The organism is Marinobacter flavimaris, from assembly GCF_002933295.1.
GTDB classification, from domain to species: Bacteria; Pseudomonadota; Gammaproteobacteria; order Pseudomonadales; family Oleiphilaceae; genus Marinobacter; species Marinobacter flavimaris.
This window is the reverse complement of sequence record NZ_PSSW01000023.1, coordinates 1-15648: the sequence shown is the minus strand read 5'-3', so window position 1 is coordinate 15648 and position 15648 is coordinate 1. Positions and strand designations below refer to the sequence as shown.

13 protein-coding genes and 1 tRNA gene are annotated in these 15648 nt (G+C 56.0%); all 14 read right to left on the bottom strand.

The window, feature by feature from the left end:
* A partial coding sequence (locus MDHKLMBL_RS20275) for a GTP-binding protein (protein WP_241956285.1) occupies positions 1–144 on the bottom strand: 144 nt, incomplete at its 3' end.
* A gap of 35 nt (positions 145–179) precedes the next feature.
* Positions 180–2285, bottom strand: coding sequence for an elongation factor G (gene fusA / locus MDHKLMBL_RS20270; RefSeq protein ID WP_008174849.1), 2106 nt, complete (start codon positions 2283–2285; stop codon positions 180–182).
* Between the two features lie 18 nt (positions 2286–2303).
* A complete protein-coding gene (gene rpsG / locus MDHKLMBL_RS20265; protein WP_008174847.1) occupies positions 2304–2774 on the bottom strand; it encodes a 30S ribosomal protein S7 in 471 nt (156 codons plus the stop codon).
* A gap of 114 nt (positions 2775–2888) precedes the next feature.
* Positions 2889–3263, bottom strand: a complete 375-nt coding sequence (rpsL, locus tag MDHKLMBL_RS20260; RefSeq protein WP_008174844.1) for a 30S ribosomal protein S12 — start codon at positions 3261–3263, stop codon at positions 2889–2891.
* Between the two features lie 167 nt (positions 3264–3430).
* The gene (rpoC, locus tag MDHKLMBL_RS20255; RefSeq protein ID WP_008174840.1) at positions 3431–7645 is read right to left on the bottom strand and encodes a DNA-directed RNA polymerase subunit beta'; all 4215 of its coding nucleotides are present in this window, start codon (positions 7643–7645) and stop codon (positions 3431–3433) included.
* 76 nt (positions 7646–7721) lie between these two features.
* A complete protein-coding gene (rpoB, locus tag MDHKLMBL_RS20250; protein ID WP_041646080.1) occupies positions 7722–11801 on the bottom strand; it encodes a DNA-directed RNA polymerase subunit beta in 4080 nt (1359 codons plus the stop codon).
* Positions 11802–12042: 241 nt separating this feature from the next.
* Positions 12043–12420: a 50S ribosomal protein L7/L12 gene (gene rplL / locus MDHKLMBL_RS20245; protein WP_008174836.1), complete on the bottom strand. Its 378-nt coding sequence runs from the start codon at positions 12418–12420 to the stop codon at positions 12043–12045.
* Positions 12421–12460: 40 nt separating this feature from the next.
* On the bottom strand, positions 12461–12991 hold the full coding sequence (gene rplJ, locus MDHKLMBL_RS20240) for a 50S ribosomal protein L10 (RefSeq protein ID WP_008174835.1): 531 nt from the start codon (positions 12989–12991) through the stop codon (positions 12461–12463).
* 225 nt (positions 12992–13216) lie between these two features.
* Positions 13217–13915: a 50S ribosomal protein L1 gene (rplA, locus tag MDHKLMBL_RS20235; protein ID WP_104272490.1), complete on the bottom strand. Its 699-nt coding sequence runs from the start codon at positions 13913–13915 to the stop codon at positions 13217–13219.
* Position 13916: 1 nt separating this feature from the next.
* Positions 13917–14348, bottom strand: a complete 432-nt coding sequence (rplK, locus tag MDHKLMBL_RS20230) for a 50S ribosomal protein L11 (RefSeq protein WP_008174831.1) — start codon at positions 14346–14348, stop codon at positions 13917–13919.
* A 117-nt stretch (positions 14349–14465) separates the two neighbouring features.
* A complete protein-coding gene (nusG, locus tag MDHKLMBL_RS20225; protein ID WP_008174829.1) occupies positions 14466–14999 on the bottom strand; it encodes a transcription termination/antitermination protein NusG in 534 nt (177 codons plus the stop codon).
* Positions 15000–15011: 12 nt separating this feature from the next.
* Positions 15012–15380: a preprotein translocase subunit SecE gene (secE, locus tag MDHKLMBL_RS20220; RefSeq protein WP_008174826.1), complete on the bottom strand. Its 369-nt coding sequence runs from the start codon at positions 15378–15380 to the stop codon at positions 15012–15014.
* Positions 15381–15413: 33 nt separating this feature from the next.
* Positions 15414–15489 (bottom strand) — tRNA-Trp (locus MDHKLMBL_RS20215).
* A 37-nt stretch (positions 15490–15526) separates the two neighbouring features.
* Positions 15527–15648: EF-Tu C-terminal domain-related protein (locus MDHKLMBL_RS20210; protein ID WP_458367906.1), on the bottom strand; the 122-nt coding region annotated here is incomplete at its 5' end.

Sequence of the window (15648 nt, the reverse complement as noted above, 5' to 3'; positions counted from 1 at the left end):
GAAGGCACTCGCAGAGCCTGTACCCCAAACTTCGTGACATACACGGGTCAGGGCAGCAGTCAAAGTGGTTTTACCATGGTCAACGTGACCAATGGTGCCTACGTTCAAGTGCGGCTTATTACGCTCAAATTTAGATTTAGACACGGTTACACCTCTTCCTGTTTCTTAAGTCCTGGGGATCAACCCTTTTTAATGATCGCTTCGGCAATGTTCGAAGGTGCCTCTGAATAACCAGAGAACTCCATCGCATAGGACGCCCGGCCTTGCGTTGCAGAACGCAGGTCGGTGGCGTAACCGAACATTTCCGACAACGGAACCTCTGCACGGATGACCTTACCGGCAGGACCTTCGTCCATGCCCTGGATAACGCCGCGACGACGGTTCAGGTCGCCTACAACATCACCCATGTAGTCTTCCGGCGTCACAACCTCAACACGCATGATCGGCTCGAGCAGTGCCGGGTTCGCCTCGAGGGCACCCTTCTTCATTGCCATGGAACCAGCGACCTTGAAGGCCATCTCGTTCGAGTCGACGTCGTGATAGGAACCGTCGTACAGGGTTGCCTTGATACGCAGCAGCGGATAACCGGCCAGACAGCCGTTCTGCATCTGCTCTTCAATACCCTGCTGAACTGCCGGGATGTATTCCTTGGGAACAACACCACCAACAATCTCATTCACGAAGATAAAGTTTTCGCCATCTTCATCATCCAGCGGCAACGGCTCAAGCTTGATCTTGACGTGACCATACTGACCACGACCACCAGACTGACGCACGAATTTGCCTTCGACGTCTACCGACTTGCGAATGCGCTCACGGTAGGCCACCTGCGGCTTGCCGATGTTCGCCTCTACCTTGAACTCGCGACGCATACGGTCAACGATGATGTCCAGGTGAAGCTCACCCATGCCAGAGATGATAGTCTGACCGGATTCTTCGTCGGTACGAACGCGGAACGACGGATCTTCCTGAGCCAGCTTACCCAGGGCAACGCCCATCTTTTCCTGGTCCGCCTTGGACTTCGGCTCAACAGCAACGGAGATTACCGGCTCCGGGAATTCCATGCGCTCCAGAATGATCTTGTGATTCTCGTCGCACAGGGTGTCACCGGTGGTCACGCTCTTCAGGCCGATCGCAGCAGCGATGTCGCCCGCCAGTACTTCTTTGATTTCCTGGCGATCCTTGGAGTGCATCTGAACCATACGACCGACGCGCTCTTTCTTGCCTTTGACCGAGTTGTAAACGGCATTACCGGACTCAAGCTTACCGGAGTAAACCCGGAAGAAGGTCAGCGTGCCCACAAACGGGTCTGTGGCGATCTTGAACGCCAGTGCCGCGAACGGCGCATCATCATCCGCCTCACGAAGCTCCTCGGTACCGTCTTCGTCAACTTCACCACGGATGGCCTTGACTTCGTCCGGCGCCGGCAGGAACTCAATAACGGAATCCAGAACCGCCTGGACACCCTTGTTCTTGAACGCAGAACCACAGGTAGCAACAACGATCTCGTTCGCCAGGGTACGCATACGCAGACCCTTCTTGATATCGTCGATGGAGAGCTCACCCTCTTCGAGGTACTTTTCCATCAACTCTTCGTTGGCTTCTGCAGCAGCTTCAACCATCTGCTCGCGGTACATGGCGACTTCGTCTTCCATTTCCGCGGGAACGTCTTTCTGCTCGTAAGTTGCGCCAGAGTCAGCTTCGTTCCAGTAGATAGCCTTGTTCCGGATCAGGTCAACGATACCGGCGAAGTTGTCTTCAGCACCGATCGGCAACTGGATGGGAACGCAGTTCGCACCGAGACGCTTTTTGATCTGCTCGACGACGCGCAGGAAGTTTGCACCGGCACGGTCCATCTTGTTGACGAACACCATGCGGGGAACTTCGTACTTGTTGGCCTGACGCCATACAGTCTCGGACTGCGGCTCAACACCGGAGGAACCACAGAACACGACAACCGCACCGTCGAGTACGCGCAGGGAGCGCTCTACTTCGATAGTGAAGTCAACGTGCCCCGGGGTGTCGATGATGTTGATCCGGTGCTCCGGGTACTGCTTGTCCATACCCTGCCAGAATGTCGTAGTCGCAGCAGAGGTGATGGTAATACCACGCTCCTGCTCCTGCTCCATCCAGTCCATGGTAGCTGCACCATCATGAACTTCACCGATCTTGTGGGAAATACCTGTATAGAACAGTACCCGCTCGGTGGTCGTGGTTTTGCCCGCATCAACGTGCGCACAAATACCAATGTTTCTGTAACGCTTGATAGGAGTCTTGCGTGCCACTGTATAAACCTCGGCTGATTAGAAACGGAAGTGAGAGAACGCCTTGTTGGCTTCTGCCATGCGGTGAACATCTTCACGCTTCTTAACAGCGGAGCCTTTGCTGTCAGCGGCGTCCAGGATTTCACCAGCCAGACGCTGAGCCATGGACTTCTCACCGCGCTTCCGTGAATATTCTACGAGCCAGCGCATTGCCAGCGCGTTCTGACGGGAAGGCCGTACTTCGACAGGCACCTGGTAAGTAGCACCACCAACACGACGGGACTTAACCTCAACCATCGGCTGGATGTTCTCCAGGGCCTTCTCGAACATGTCGATCGGCTCTTCTTTGGATTTCTCGGCAACAATGTCCAGAGCGCCGTAAACAATGCGCTCTGCGGTAGACTTCTTGCCACTTTCCATCACGTGGTTGATGAACTTGGCAAGACGTGCACTGCCGAATTTCGGATCCGGGATAATTTCCCGTTTAGCTGCAACTCTTCTTCTAGGCATCGATAAGCCCTTATATATCTAAAAGGTCTTCAGGAACCCCTGAGATAGCAAATGCTACTCAGCCTTACTCTTACCGTTCTGACAAGCAACGATAAAAGACACCCGCTCGGGACATCAGGACTTGGGTCGTTTTGCACCGTACTTGGAGCGGCCCTGCTTACGGTTCTGTACACCCTGGGTGTCCAGCGTTCCGCGAACAGTGTGATAGCGCACACCCGGAAGGTCTTTTACTCGACCGCCACGGATAAGCACAACACTGTGCTCCTGAAGGTTGTGACCTTCACCACCAATGTATGAGGAAACCTCGTAGCCGTTGGTCAGACGAACACGGCACACTTTACGCAGTGCTGAGTTCGGCTTCTTCGGCGTTGTGGTATACACACGAGTGCACACACCACGGCGCTGAGGGCAGGCCTGGAGAGCAGGAACATCGCTCTTGGCTACCTTGCGCTTACGAGGCTTACGCACCAACTGATTAATCGTTGCCATGTAAGCAAACTCCAAAAAACCATATCAATGAAACTTACCCCCTGTGCAGGGGGTAAAATTTAAGGGACGCAAGTGTAAGCCTGCGCCCCCGGACAGTCAAGATGACTGGTCTCTTTTTGACCACCTCTCGGGTAGGTAACTACCCGGAGGCGGCGCGTCGTCCCAACTCAGCTTTCGCGGTTGAGCTCGGCACTCAGAGCTTCTTCCACGTCGGCCGCGGTTACGCCCTGCTCTTCCAGGTCACGCTTGCGACGACGCTCGTTGTGGTATGCCAGACCGGTACCGGCCGGAATCAGTCGACCAACCACAACGTTTTCCTTCAGGCCGCGCAGGTAATCACGCTTACCGGTAACCGCACCTTCGGTGAGTACCCGGGTAGTTTCCTGGAACGAAGCCGCAGAAATGAACGACTCGGTGGCCAGGGAAGCCTTGGTGATACCCAGCAGCAGACGCTCGAACCGTGCAGGCTCTTTGTCGGCGGCATCGGCCTTCTCGTTTTCTTCCAGCACCTGGGTGATTTCCACCTGGTCGCCGGAGAGCAGAGTGGTATCGCCGGGATCGGTGATTTCCACCTTCCGCAGCATCTGACGAACGATAACCTCAATGTGTTTATCGTTGATGACAACACCCTGCAGCCGGTAAACGTCCTGGATTTCGTTGGTGATGTACTTGGCCAGTTCAACCACACCCAGCAGACGCAGAATATCGTGCGGGTTGGACGGACCGTCCGAGATTACCTCACCCTTCTCAACGGTCTCGCCTTCGAAGACGTTGAGCTGACGGTGCTTCGGAATCAGAACTTCGTAAGCATCCCCATCCTTCGGTGTGATAACCAGACGCTTTTTGCCCTTGGTTTCCTTGCCGAACGAGACCATACCGCTGATTTCAGCCAGGATGGAGGATTCCTTCGGACGACGGGCCTCGAACAGGTCGGCAACCCGCGGCAGACCACCGGTGATATCCCGGGTCTTGGAGCTTTCCTGCGGGATCCGTGCTACCACGTCACCCAGTTCGATCCGCGCACCGTTGGCCATGGTGACCAGAGCGTTTGCCGGCAGGAAGAAGATCGCAGTACCGCCACCTGGCAGCTCCACTTCTTCACCCTTCTCATCAATGAGCTGGATCGCAGGACGAATGTCCTTACCAGCTGCAGGACGCTCCTTGGAGTCGATGACCTCCATGGTGGACAGGCCCGTCAATTCGTCGGTCTGGGTGCGGACAGTGATGCCCTGGTCCATGTTGACGAATTTCGCGGTACCACCAGCCTCGGCGATGATCGGGTGGGTGTGCGGATCCCACTTGGCAACCACAACGCCCGCTTCAACCGCATCACCGTGCTTGACGGATAGAACAGCACCGTATGGCAGCTTGTACCATTCACGCTCACGACCCTGGTCATCGGCAATGGCCAACGCGGAGGAACGGGAAATCACCACCAGAGTACCGTCGGCCTTCTCGATCGACTTCATATTGTGCAGACGGACGGTACCGCCATGCTTGACCTGGATATTGTCCACCGCGGACGCCCGGCTGGCCGCACCACCAATGTGGAAGGTACGCATAGTCAGCTGGGTACCCGGCTCACCGATGGACTGCGCAGCGATAACGCCCACAGCTTCACCGACGTTAACCTCGTGACCACGGGCCAGATCACGGCCGTAGCACTTGGAGCAGATACCGTGGCGGGTTTCACAGGTGATCGCAGAGCGAACCCAGACTTCATCCACACCGGCCCGCTCGAGGGTTTCAACGGCCTTCTCGTCCAGCAGAGTGCCGGCTTCGATAACGGCGTTATCCTTGTCGGTCGGAGTAAACGCATCACGGGCGGTCACACGACCCAGAACCCGGTCACCCAGCGGTACTACAACGTCGCCACCTTCGATGTGCGGCGTCATCAGCAGACCTTCGTCGGTACCACAGTCAGGCTCGGTAACGACCAGATCCTGGGAGACATCTACCAGACGACGGGTCAGGTAACCGGAGTTCGCGGTCTTCAGAGCGGTATCCGCCAGACCCTTACGGGCACCGTGAGTGGAGATGAAGTACTGGAGTACGTTCAGACCTTCACGGAAGTTCGCAGTGATCGGCGTTTCGATAATAGAGCCGTCCGGCTTGGCCATAAGGCCACGCATACCGGCCAGCTGACGGATCTGGGCCGCGGAACCCCGGGCGCCGGAATCGGCCATCATGTAAACCGAGTTGAACGACTCCTGCATCAGGTATTCGCCGTCCTCGCCCTTCACCGGTTGTCCGTCAGGCCCGATAACCTGCTCCTTCGCCAGACGCTCCATCATGGCTTTGGAAACTTTATCGTTGGCACGTGACCAGATGTCGATAACCTTGTTGTACTTCTCGCCCTGGGTCAGCAGACCGGACGCGTACTGGGTTTCGATATCCTTCACCTCAGCGGATGCGGCATCAACCAGCTCGTACTTCTCCGGCGGAATCTCGAAATCGTTGAAACCAATAGAGATACCGGAAACGGTCGCATAGTGATAACCCATGTACATCAACTGATCCGCGAAGATGACGGTGTCTTTCAGACCGGCATCACGGTAGCAGGTGTTGATCAGGTTAGAGATTGCCTTCTTGACCATCGGCTTGTTGACCAGCTCGTAGGACAGGCCATCAGGAACGATGTCAAACAGCAGAGCACGACCAACCGTGGTATCAACAATCTTGTATTGCTCGGTACGGGAGCCATCTTCGGCAATCGCCACTTCCTTCACGCGAACCTTGACGATCGCCTGAAGGTCGACCTTGCCAGCGCCGTAGGCACGATGCGCCTCTTTGACGTCGGCAAACACCATACCCTCACCCAAGGCGCTCTTGCGCTCACGGGTCATGTAGTACAGGCCGAGTACCACGTCCTGGGACGGCACGATAATCGGCTCGCCGTTGGCCGGCGACAGCACGTTGTTGGTGGACATCATCAGCGCACGGGCTTCGAGCTGGGCTTCCAGGGTCAGCGGTACGTGAACCGCCATCTGGTCGCCGTCAAAGTCGGCGTTGTAGGCCGCACACACCAGCGGATGCAGCTGGATCGCCTTGCCTTCGATCAGAACCGGCTCGAACGCCTGGATACCCAGACGGTGCAGGGTCGGCGCACGGTTCAGCATGATCGGGTGCTCACGGATGACTTCGTCCAGGATATCCCAGACCACGCCTTCCTCGCGCTCGACCATCTTCTTGGCGGCCTTGATGGTGGTCGCCAGGCCGCGGTGCTCCAACTTGGAGAAAATAAACGGCTTGAACAGTTCCAGTGCCATCTTCTTTGGAAGACCACACTGGTGCAGGCGCAGGTACGGACCGACCACGATCACTGAACGACCGGAGTAGTCCACACGCTTACCAAGCAGGTTCTGACGGAAACGACCCTGCTTACCCTTGATCATGTCAGCCAGGGACTTCAGCGGGCGCTTGTTGGTGCCGGTAATGGCCCGGCCACGGCGTCCGTTGTCCAGCAGCGCGTCAACGGCTTCCTGCAGCATCCGTTTCTCGTTACGCACGATGATATCCGGAGCGTTCAGCTCCAGCAGGCGCTTGAGACGGTTGTTCCGGTTGATCACCCGACGGTAAAGATCGTTCAGATCAGAGGTCGCGAAGCGGCCACCGTCCAGCGGTACCAGCGGGCGCAGATCCGGCGGAAGCACCGGCAGCACGGTCATGACCATGTCGCCTGGCTTGTTGCCGGAATACAGGAACGCCTCAAGAATTTTCAGACGCTTGCTAAACTTCTTGATCTTGGTTTCGGAGTTGGTCTGCGGAATCTCCTCACGAAGGGCGTCGACCTCTTCCTGCAGGTCAATACCTTCAAGGAGCTCCTTGACCGCTTCGGCACCCATGCGGGCGTCGAACTCGTCACCGAATTCTTCCAGGGCTTCATAGTACTGCTCATCGTTCAGCAGCTGGCCCTTCTCCAGGGTGGTCATCCCCGGATCGATAACAATAAAGGATTCGAAGTACAGAACCCGCTCGATATCGCGCAGGGTCATGTCCAGCATCAGACCGATACGGGACGGCAGTGACTTCAGGAACCAGATGTGCGCGACCGGGCTGGCCAGCTCGATGTGGCCCATGCGCTCACGGCGGACACTGGCCAGCGCAACCTCAACGCCACACTTCTCGCAGATAACACCGCGATGCTTGAGGCGTTTGTATTTACCGCACAGACACTCGTAGTCCTTGATCGGGCCGAAGATCTTGGCACAGAAAAGACCGTCGCGCTCCGGCTTGAAGGTACGGTAGTTAATGGTCTCAGGCTTCTTCACTTCGCCAAAGGACCAGGAACGGATCATGTCAGGCGACGCCAGGCCAATACGGATGGCGTCGAATTCCTTGCTTTGGTTCTGGCTCTTGAGAAGATTCAGCAAATCTTTCATCAGTAAAAGCTCCGGATGGCGTTAATCTCGGGCGGGCACTGGTCGTGCCCGCTCACGCTGCCAAAAACAATTCGGCTCACTCGGATTCCAGCTCGATGTCGATACCCAGCGAGCGGATTTCCTTGACAAGAACGTTGAAGGATTCGGGCATGCCCGGCTCCATCCGATGATCGCCATCGACAATGTTCTTGTACATCTTGGTCCGACCGTTCACGTCATCAGACTTGACGGTGAGCATCTCCTGCAGCGTGTAAGCTGCACCGTAGGCCTCGAGAGCCCACACTTCCATCTCACCGAAGCGCTGGCCACCGAACTGCGCCTTACCACCCAGCGGCTGCTGGGTAACCAGGCTGTAAGAGCCGGTGGAACGAGCGTGCATCTTGTCGTCGATCAGGTGGTTCAGCTTCAGGATGTACATGTAGCCAACCGTTACCGGGCGGTCGAACATATCACCAGTACGACCGTCATACAGCATGGTCTGACCGGTGGTGCTCAGTCCCGCAAGCTCAAGCATGCGCTTGACCTCGGCTTCCTTGGCACCGTCGAATACCGGCGTTGCCATGGGCACACCGCCGCGAAGGTTGTGGCACATCTCCAGGATTTCCTTGTCGGACAGGGAATCCAGGTCCACCTTGAACACTTCGTCTGAGTGATTGTAGATCTCATCCAGCAGCTTGCGTAATTCAGCCACCTTGCGCTGCTCGTCCAGCATCTGGCTGATACGCTCACCCAGACCCTTGGCTGCAGCACCCAGATGAGTCTCAAGCACCTGACCTACGTTCATCCGCGAGGGAACACCCAGCGGGTTCAGAACCACGTCAACCGTGTTGCCGTGCTCGTCGTAAGGCATGTCTTCGATCGGCATCACCGAGGAAATAACACCCTTGTTACCGTGACGACCGGCCATCTTGTCACCCGGCTGGATACGACGCTTGATAGCCAGGTATACCTTGACGATCTTCAGTACGCCCGGTGCGAGGTCGTCGCCCTGCTGAAGCTTGCCTTTCTTGTCGTCAAAGCGCGCTTCGTGTTCCTTCTTGCGATCTTCCAGACCCTGCTCGGATTTCTCCAGCAGCTCGTTCAGGCTCTCGTCTTTCATCCGGAGCTTGAACCAGTCAGAACGCGGCAGCTCGGCCAGGTAGCTCTCTTCGAGGGTGGCGCCTTTCTTCAGGCCCGGCCCACTGATCACTTCCTGCCCTTTCAACGCACTGTTCAGACGCTCGAATGTCGCACCTTCAACAATCCGGTACTCGTCTTTCAGATCCTTGCGATACTGGTCCAGCTGCTCTTTCTCGATGGACTGGGCACGCTGATCCTTCTCGATACCGTCGCGGGTAAAGACCTGCACGTCGATAACGGTGCCGCGGGTGCCAGTCGGCACGCGGGAAGAGGTGTCCTTAACATCGGACGCCTTCTCACCAAAGATGGCACGCAGCAGCTTCTCCTCCGGCGTCAGCTGGGTCTCACCCTTCGGTGTGACCTTGCCTACCAGAATGTCACCGGGGCCCACTTCAGCACCAATATAAACAATCCCGGACTCATCCAGCTTGGACAGCGCACTTTCACCAACGTTCGGAATATCCGCGGTGATTTCTTCGCTACCCAGCTTGGTGTCCCGAGCCACACAGGTCAGTTCCTGAATGTGGATGGTGGTCAGGCGATCTTCCTGCACCACTTTCTCGGAAATGAGGATGGAGTCCTCAAAGTTGTAACCGTTCCAGGGCATGAACGCGATGCGCATGTTCTGCCCCAGTGCCAGCTCACCCAAATCCACAGAGGGACCGTCTGCCAGCACGTCGCCACGGGCAATAATATCGCCCTGACGCACGATGGAGCGCTGGTTGATACAGGTGTTCTGGTTCGAACGGGTGTACTTGGTCAGGTTGTAGATATCCACACCTGCATCACCCGCTTCGGTTTCCTCGTTATTGACACGAACCACGATGCGCGAAGCGTCAACGCTTTCGATCACACCGCCGCGGCGAGCCGATACACAGACGCCAGAGTCTTGGGCAACCGTACGCTCAACACCGGTTCCTACCAGGGGAACCTGAGCTTTGAGTGTCGGAACCGCCTGACGCTGCATGTTCGCACCCATCAGTGCCCGGTTGGCGTCGTCATGCTCCAGGAACGGGATCAGGGATGCCGCGACCGATACTACCTGGCGCGGAGATACATCCATGAAGTTAACGCTCTCCGGCGGAGTAACGGTAAATTCGTTCTGGTGGCGAACGGTAACCAGTTCGTCGGTCAGACGCTTGGTCTTCTCGTCCATGGCAGCACTGGCCTGGGCGATGACGTAGTTGCTCTCCTCGATAGCGGACAGGTAAACCACTTCATCGGTTACCACGCCGTTCTCAACTTTCCGGTACGGACTCTCGAGGAAACCGTAGGAGTTGGAGCGCGCGTAAGTCGCCAGCGAGTTGATAAGACCGATGTTCGGACCTTCCGGCGTCTCGATCGGGCATACGCGACCGTAGTGGGTCGGGTGTACGTCACGAACCTCAAAGCCTGCACGCTCACGGGTCAGACCACCTGGGCCCAACGCAGAGATACGACGCTTGTGCGTGACCTCGGACAACGGGTTGTTCTGGTCCATGAACTGCGACAGCTGGCTTGAGCCGAAGAATTCTTTAACCGCGGCTGCTACCGGCTTGGCGTTGATCAGGTCCTGCGGCATCAGCCCTTCGCTTTCAGCAAGGCTCAGACGCTCACGAACCGCTCGCTCAACCCGAACCAGGCCAACGCGGAACTGGTTTTCCGCCATTTCGCCAACACAGCGAACACGACGGTTACCCAGGTTATCGATATCATCCACATTGCCCTGGCCGTTACGGATGTCGATCAGGGTCTTGAGAACGTCGATGATGTCTTCGTGGGTCAGGGTGCCCTCACCTGTGCTTTCTTCACGGCGCAGACGGCGGTTCAGCTTCATCCGGCCAACCGCAGACAGGTCATAGCGCTCTTCAGAGAAGAACAGGTTATTAAACAGGTTCTCAGCCGACTCTTTGGTGGGCGGCTCACCCGGGCGCATCATCCGGTAGATCTCAACCAGCGCTTCGAGCGGCGTGCGAGTCGGATCGATACGCAGGGTGTCAGACATGAACGGACCACAGTCCAGATCGTTGGTGTAAAGGGTTTCGATATCCTTCACGCCAGCGTCGAGAATCTTGGTAACCAGCTCTTCTGTCAGCTCGGAGTTACACTCCACCAGGACTTCACCGGAAGCCTGATCGATCATGTCTTTCGCCAGTACACGGCCGTACAGGTACTCGGTCGGCACCTCAAGCTCGTTGATGCCGGCTTTTTCCAACTGCTTGATGTGGCGGGCCGTAATCCGGCGACCTTCCTCGACAATCACGTTACCGTCATTGTCCTTGATATCGAAGGTTGCGATGTCGCCACGCAGACGGCTCGGCACCAGCTCCAGCTTGCACACTTCCGCGCCCAGGCTGAATTTACTGGTTTCGAAGAACATCTCCAGCATTTGCTCGGAGGTGTAGCCCAGGGCACGCAACAGAATGGATGCCGGAAGCTTACGACGACGGTCGATACGAACGAACACGGAGTCCTTCGGATCAAACTCGAAGTCCAGCCAGGAACCACGGTAAGGAATCACCCGGGCAGAATACAGCAGCTTGCCGGAGGAATGGGTCTTGCCCTTGTCGTGATCGAAGAACACACCCGGAGACCGGTGGAGCTGGGAAACAATAACGCGCTCGGTACCGTTGATAACGAAGGTACCGTTCTCGGTCATCAGGGGCATCTCGCCCATGTAGACTTCCTGCTCTTTAATGTCCTTGATCGCCTTGTTGGACGATTCCTTATCGTAAATGATAAGGCGGACCTTCACCCGCAGCGGCGCTGCATAGGTTACGCCCCTAAGCTGGCATTCCTTGACATCAAAAACCGGCTCGCCAATACGATAGCTCACGTATTCGAGCGCGGCATTGCCAGAGTAACTGACAATCGGGAATACGGATTTGAATGCTGCGTGAAGACCGGTTTCCCGGCGGTCTTCAGGAGCGGCTTCCATTTGGAGGAAGTCCCGGAACGAATCCAGCTGAATAGACAGCAAATAGGGGACGTCCATCACGGAAGGCAATTTACTAAAATCTTTGCGAATCCGCTTTTTCTCAGTGTAGGAGTAAGTCATCTGCATTCCCCAGCTTTAGACCTGATACCTGGTATCAAGAAGCAACCAATGTTCTGCTTCGGGGCCGAATTGCTCGGCTTATCGCGCCGTCTTGAACAAGACTCTGGCTGTAGGTTATAGATCTGACATCAACCTGCAATTGCTCACCAGACTCTATAGCATATACAACAGAAAAAGGCCGGTGGCCCATAGCCACCAGCCTGTCCATGCTTATCGCACGGTTTCGATCAACAGCCGACTCTTACTTGAGCTCAACAGAAGCGCCTGCTTCCTCAAGCTTCTTCTTGGCTTCTTCAGCGTCGTCTTTGCTAGCTGCTTCCTTGATAACGGAAGGAGCGCTGTCGACCATTTCCTTGGCTTCTTTCAGACCCAGGCCAGTCAGTTCACGAACGGCCTTGATTACGTTTACTTTCTTCTCACCAGGACCGGTAAGTACAACGTCAAACTCGGTCTGCTCTTCAGCAGCGGCTTCGCCACCACCAGCAGCTGCCGGCGCAGCAGCAACGGCTGCAGCGGCAGAAACACCGAATTTTTCTTCCATTGCTTCAACCAGCGCAACTACGTCCATTACGCTCATTTCAGCGATTGCGTTCAAAATGTCTTCGTTAGACAGAGCCATGACTTTCTCCCAAAAATATAAAAAATGGTGTTCAACAGAATCAAGCAGCTTCTTGCTTCTGGTCGCGAACTGCCGCTACAGCACGAGTCACTTTCGAAGGAACTTCGTTCAGTGTCCGTGCCAGCTTGGTGATCGGTGCCTGTGTTACTGCGGCCAGCATTGTCAGCGCTTCGTGACGTGTTGGCAGCTTGGCAAGACGGTCGATCTGGTCTGCACCCATCAGCTCTCCGCCGACGGCCAGTGCCTTAATCTCGAACGCCTCTTTCTCTTTGGCAAAATCCTTCAACAGACGCGCTGCCGCGCCCGGATCTTCCATAGAGAATGCCAGAATGGTCGGGCCGACCAGGGCTTCGTCGATGCACTCGAACTCGGTACCGCGAATCGCGATCTTCGCCAGGTTGTTACGAACAACCTTCAGACGCACGTTTTCGGCACGAGCCTTGGCACGAAGCGCCGTCATGTCACCAGAGGTAACACCACGGTAGTCAGCCATAACCACAGACAGAGCACCACCGGCAGTCTCGTTGACTTCAGCGACGATCGCTTTCTTGTCTTCGAGTCTAATTGCCACTGGATTTCTCCTCGATTTCGCCGGGTCTTCCCGGCAAACCCACATATACCCCTCGCGGGGCTCCTAACGGTGTTTGGGTTCAGAGAGAACGTCTTCACACCGTCTGCGCAGGCGTTGCTTTAACCCTTGCAGCACTTCCAGTCAGACCGAAAGTGCTTCGGGGGCCTGCGGTCTTTGACAGCCTTGGCTTCCGCCCAGACTACAAAGTAACCACCGATCAAAGGATCAAATAGCGAGACCGCTCTGATCGATAGTCAGGCCAGGACCCATAGTCGAAGAAATGGTGATCTTCTTGAGATACACACCTTTCGCCGACGACGGCTTGGCCTTTTTCAGATCTGCTACCAGAGCTTCAAGGTTTTCCTTGATGGTCTGCGCAGAGAATTCAACGTTACCCAGCGGAGCGTGGATAATGCCGTTCTTGTCGGTGCGGTAACGAACCTGACCGGCCTTGGCGTTCTTGACCGCAGTCTCGACGTCAGGAGTCACAGTACCCACCTTCGGGTTCGGCATCAGGCCACGGGGACCAAGAATCTGGCCCAGCTGACCAACAACACGCATGGCGTCCGGAGTGGCGATAACCACGTCGAAATCCATGTTGCCTTTCTTAACTTCGTCCGCCAGATCGTCCATGCCTACAACGTCTGCACCAGCAGCCGTTGCTTTCTCGGCATTGGCGCCCTGGGTAAATACAGCAACGCGAACGGTTTTGCCGGTGCCGTGAGGCAGAACAGTGCTGCTACGGACAACCTGGTCGGATTTACGTGCGTCAACGCCCAGATTGACGGCTACGTCGACAGACTCTTTGAACTTCACGTTCTGGCCCAGCTCAACCAGCAGTGCAACTGCTTCGTCGACAGAGTAGGAACGGGTAGAGTCTACCTTTTCACGAATAAGCTTCTGACGCTTGCTCAGCTTCGCCATGTTACAGGCCCTCCACGTTCAGGCCCATGCTGCGGGCTGTTCCTGCAATGGTACGTACCGCTGCGTCCATATCGGCTGCAGTCAGGTCCGGCTCTTTGGTCTTGGCAATTTCTTCAAGCTGCTCGCGGGTCACGGTACCGACTTTCTCGGTATTCGGACGACCGGAGCCACTCTTGATGCCAGCGGCCTTCAGGAGAAGAACCGGTGCAGGCGGAGTCTTGGTAATAAAGGTAAAGCTGCGATCACTGTAAACGGTGATCACGGTCGGAATCGGCAGACCAGGCTCCATGTCCTGAGTCTGGGCGTTGAACGCCTTGCAGAATTCCATGATGTTTACGCCGCGCTGACCCAGTGCAGGACCAACGGGGGGACTCGGGTTGGCCTTGCCGGCAGCAACCTGAAGCTTGATGTACGCTTCAATTTTCTTTGCCATGATAGATCTCCTGTGGGTTCAAACGCCTTTCGGCTCCCCGTTTTTACAACTGCTAAGAGCAGACACAAAAAGCCCGCGTCGCTTGAGCGCGCGAGCTTTCAGCTTTCCCGTTACCGGTCAGTCTTTCTCGACCTGCCCGAACTCCAGCTCTACCGGAGTTGAACGACCAAAAATCAGAACGGCAACCTTGACCCGACTCTTGTCGTAGTCAACTTCCTCAACCACACCATTGAAGTCCGCAAAAGGACCTTCAACAACGCGAACAATCTCACCCGGCTCGAACAGCGTCTTCGGCTTGGGCTTGTCTGCACCGCTTTCGACTCGACGAAGGATCGCTTCCGCTTCCTTTTCGGTGATCGGTGCAGGCTTATCCTTGGTACCACCAATAAAACCAAGAACACGCGGAGTATTCTTCACAAGGTGCCACGTCGCATCGTCCATTTCCATCTGGACCAGTACGTACCCGGGATAGAATTTGCGCTCACTCTTGCGCTTCTTCCCTTCTCGCATTTCGACGACTTCCTCGGTCGGAACCAGGATCTCGCCGAAACGGTCTTCCATCTCGTGCAGCGCAACGCGCTCCCTGAGAGTGCGCATCACCTGCTTTTCGAAGCCAGAATACGCATGAACGACGTACCAGCGCTTAGCCATTGCCCACTCCTGTTAACCGATAAACCCGGCGACCAGCCAGCTGATCAGCGAATCCATACCCCACAACAACAGAGCCACAACGAGCACAAACACCACAACAATCGCTGTCGTCTGCACGAGCTCGGGCCTGGTGGGCCATACCACTTTCCGGATCTCGACTCTCGCTTCCTTCAGCAGCGTCGCGAAGCGACGACCACGGTCGGTCTGGAGGGCAACAAGCGCCGCCACAATTGCGAGACCTACAAGAGCCAGAACCCGATACAGCAGAGACTCGGCACTATAATACTGATTCCCCACCACACCGATGGCGATCAGAACGAAAACAACCAGCCACTTCACGAAATCGAAACGGCTGGCTGACTGAACGGCTTTTGACTCCATAGGAATCAACTTATGTATCCGGATGTTAAAAAATGGCAGGCCAGGAGGGAATCGAACCCCCAACCTGCGGTTTTGGAGACCGCTGCTCTGCCAATTGAGCTACTGGCCTGCACCGAAACAACTCAGTGCACTTACTCTCGAGTCTATTACTCGATGATCTTGGAGACTACGCCGGCACCAACGGTACGGCCGCCTTCACGAATCGCGAAGCGCAGGCCATCTTCCATGGCGATCGGAGCAATCAGGGTAACACTCATCTTGACGTTGT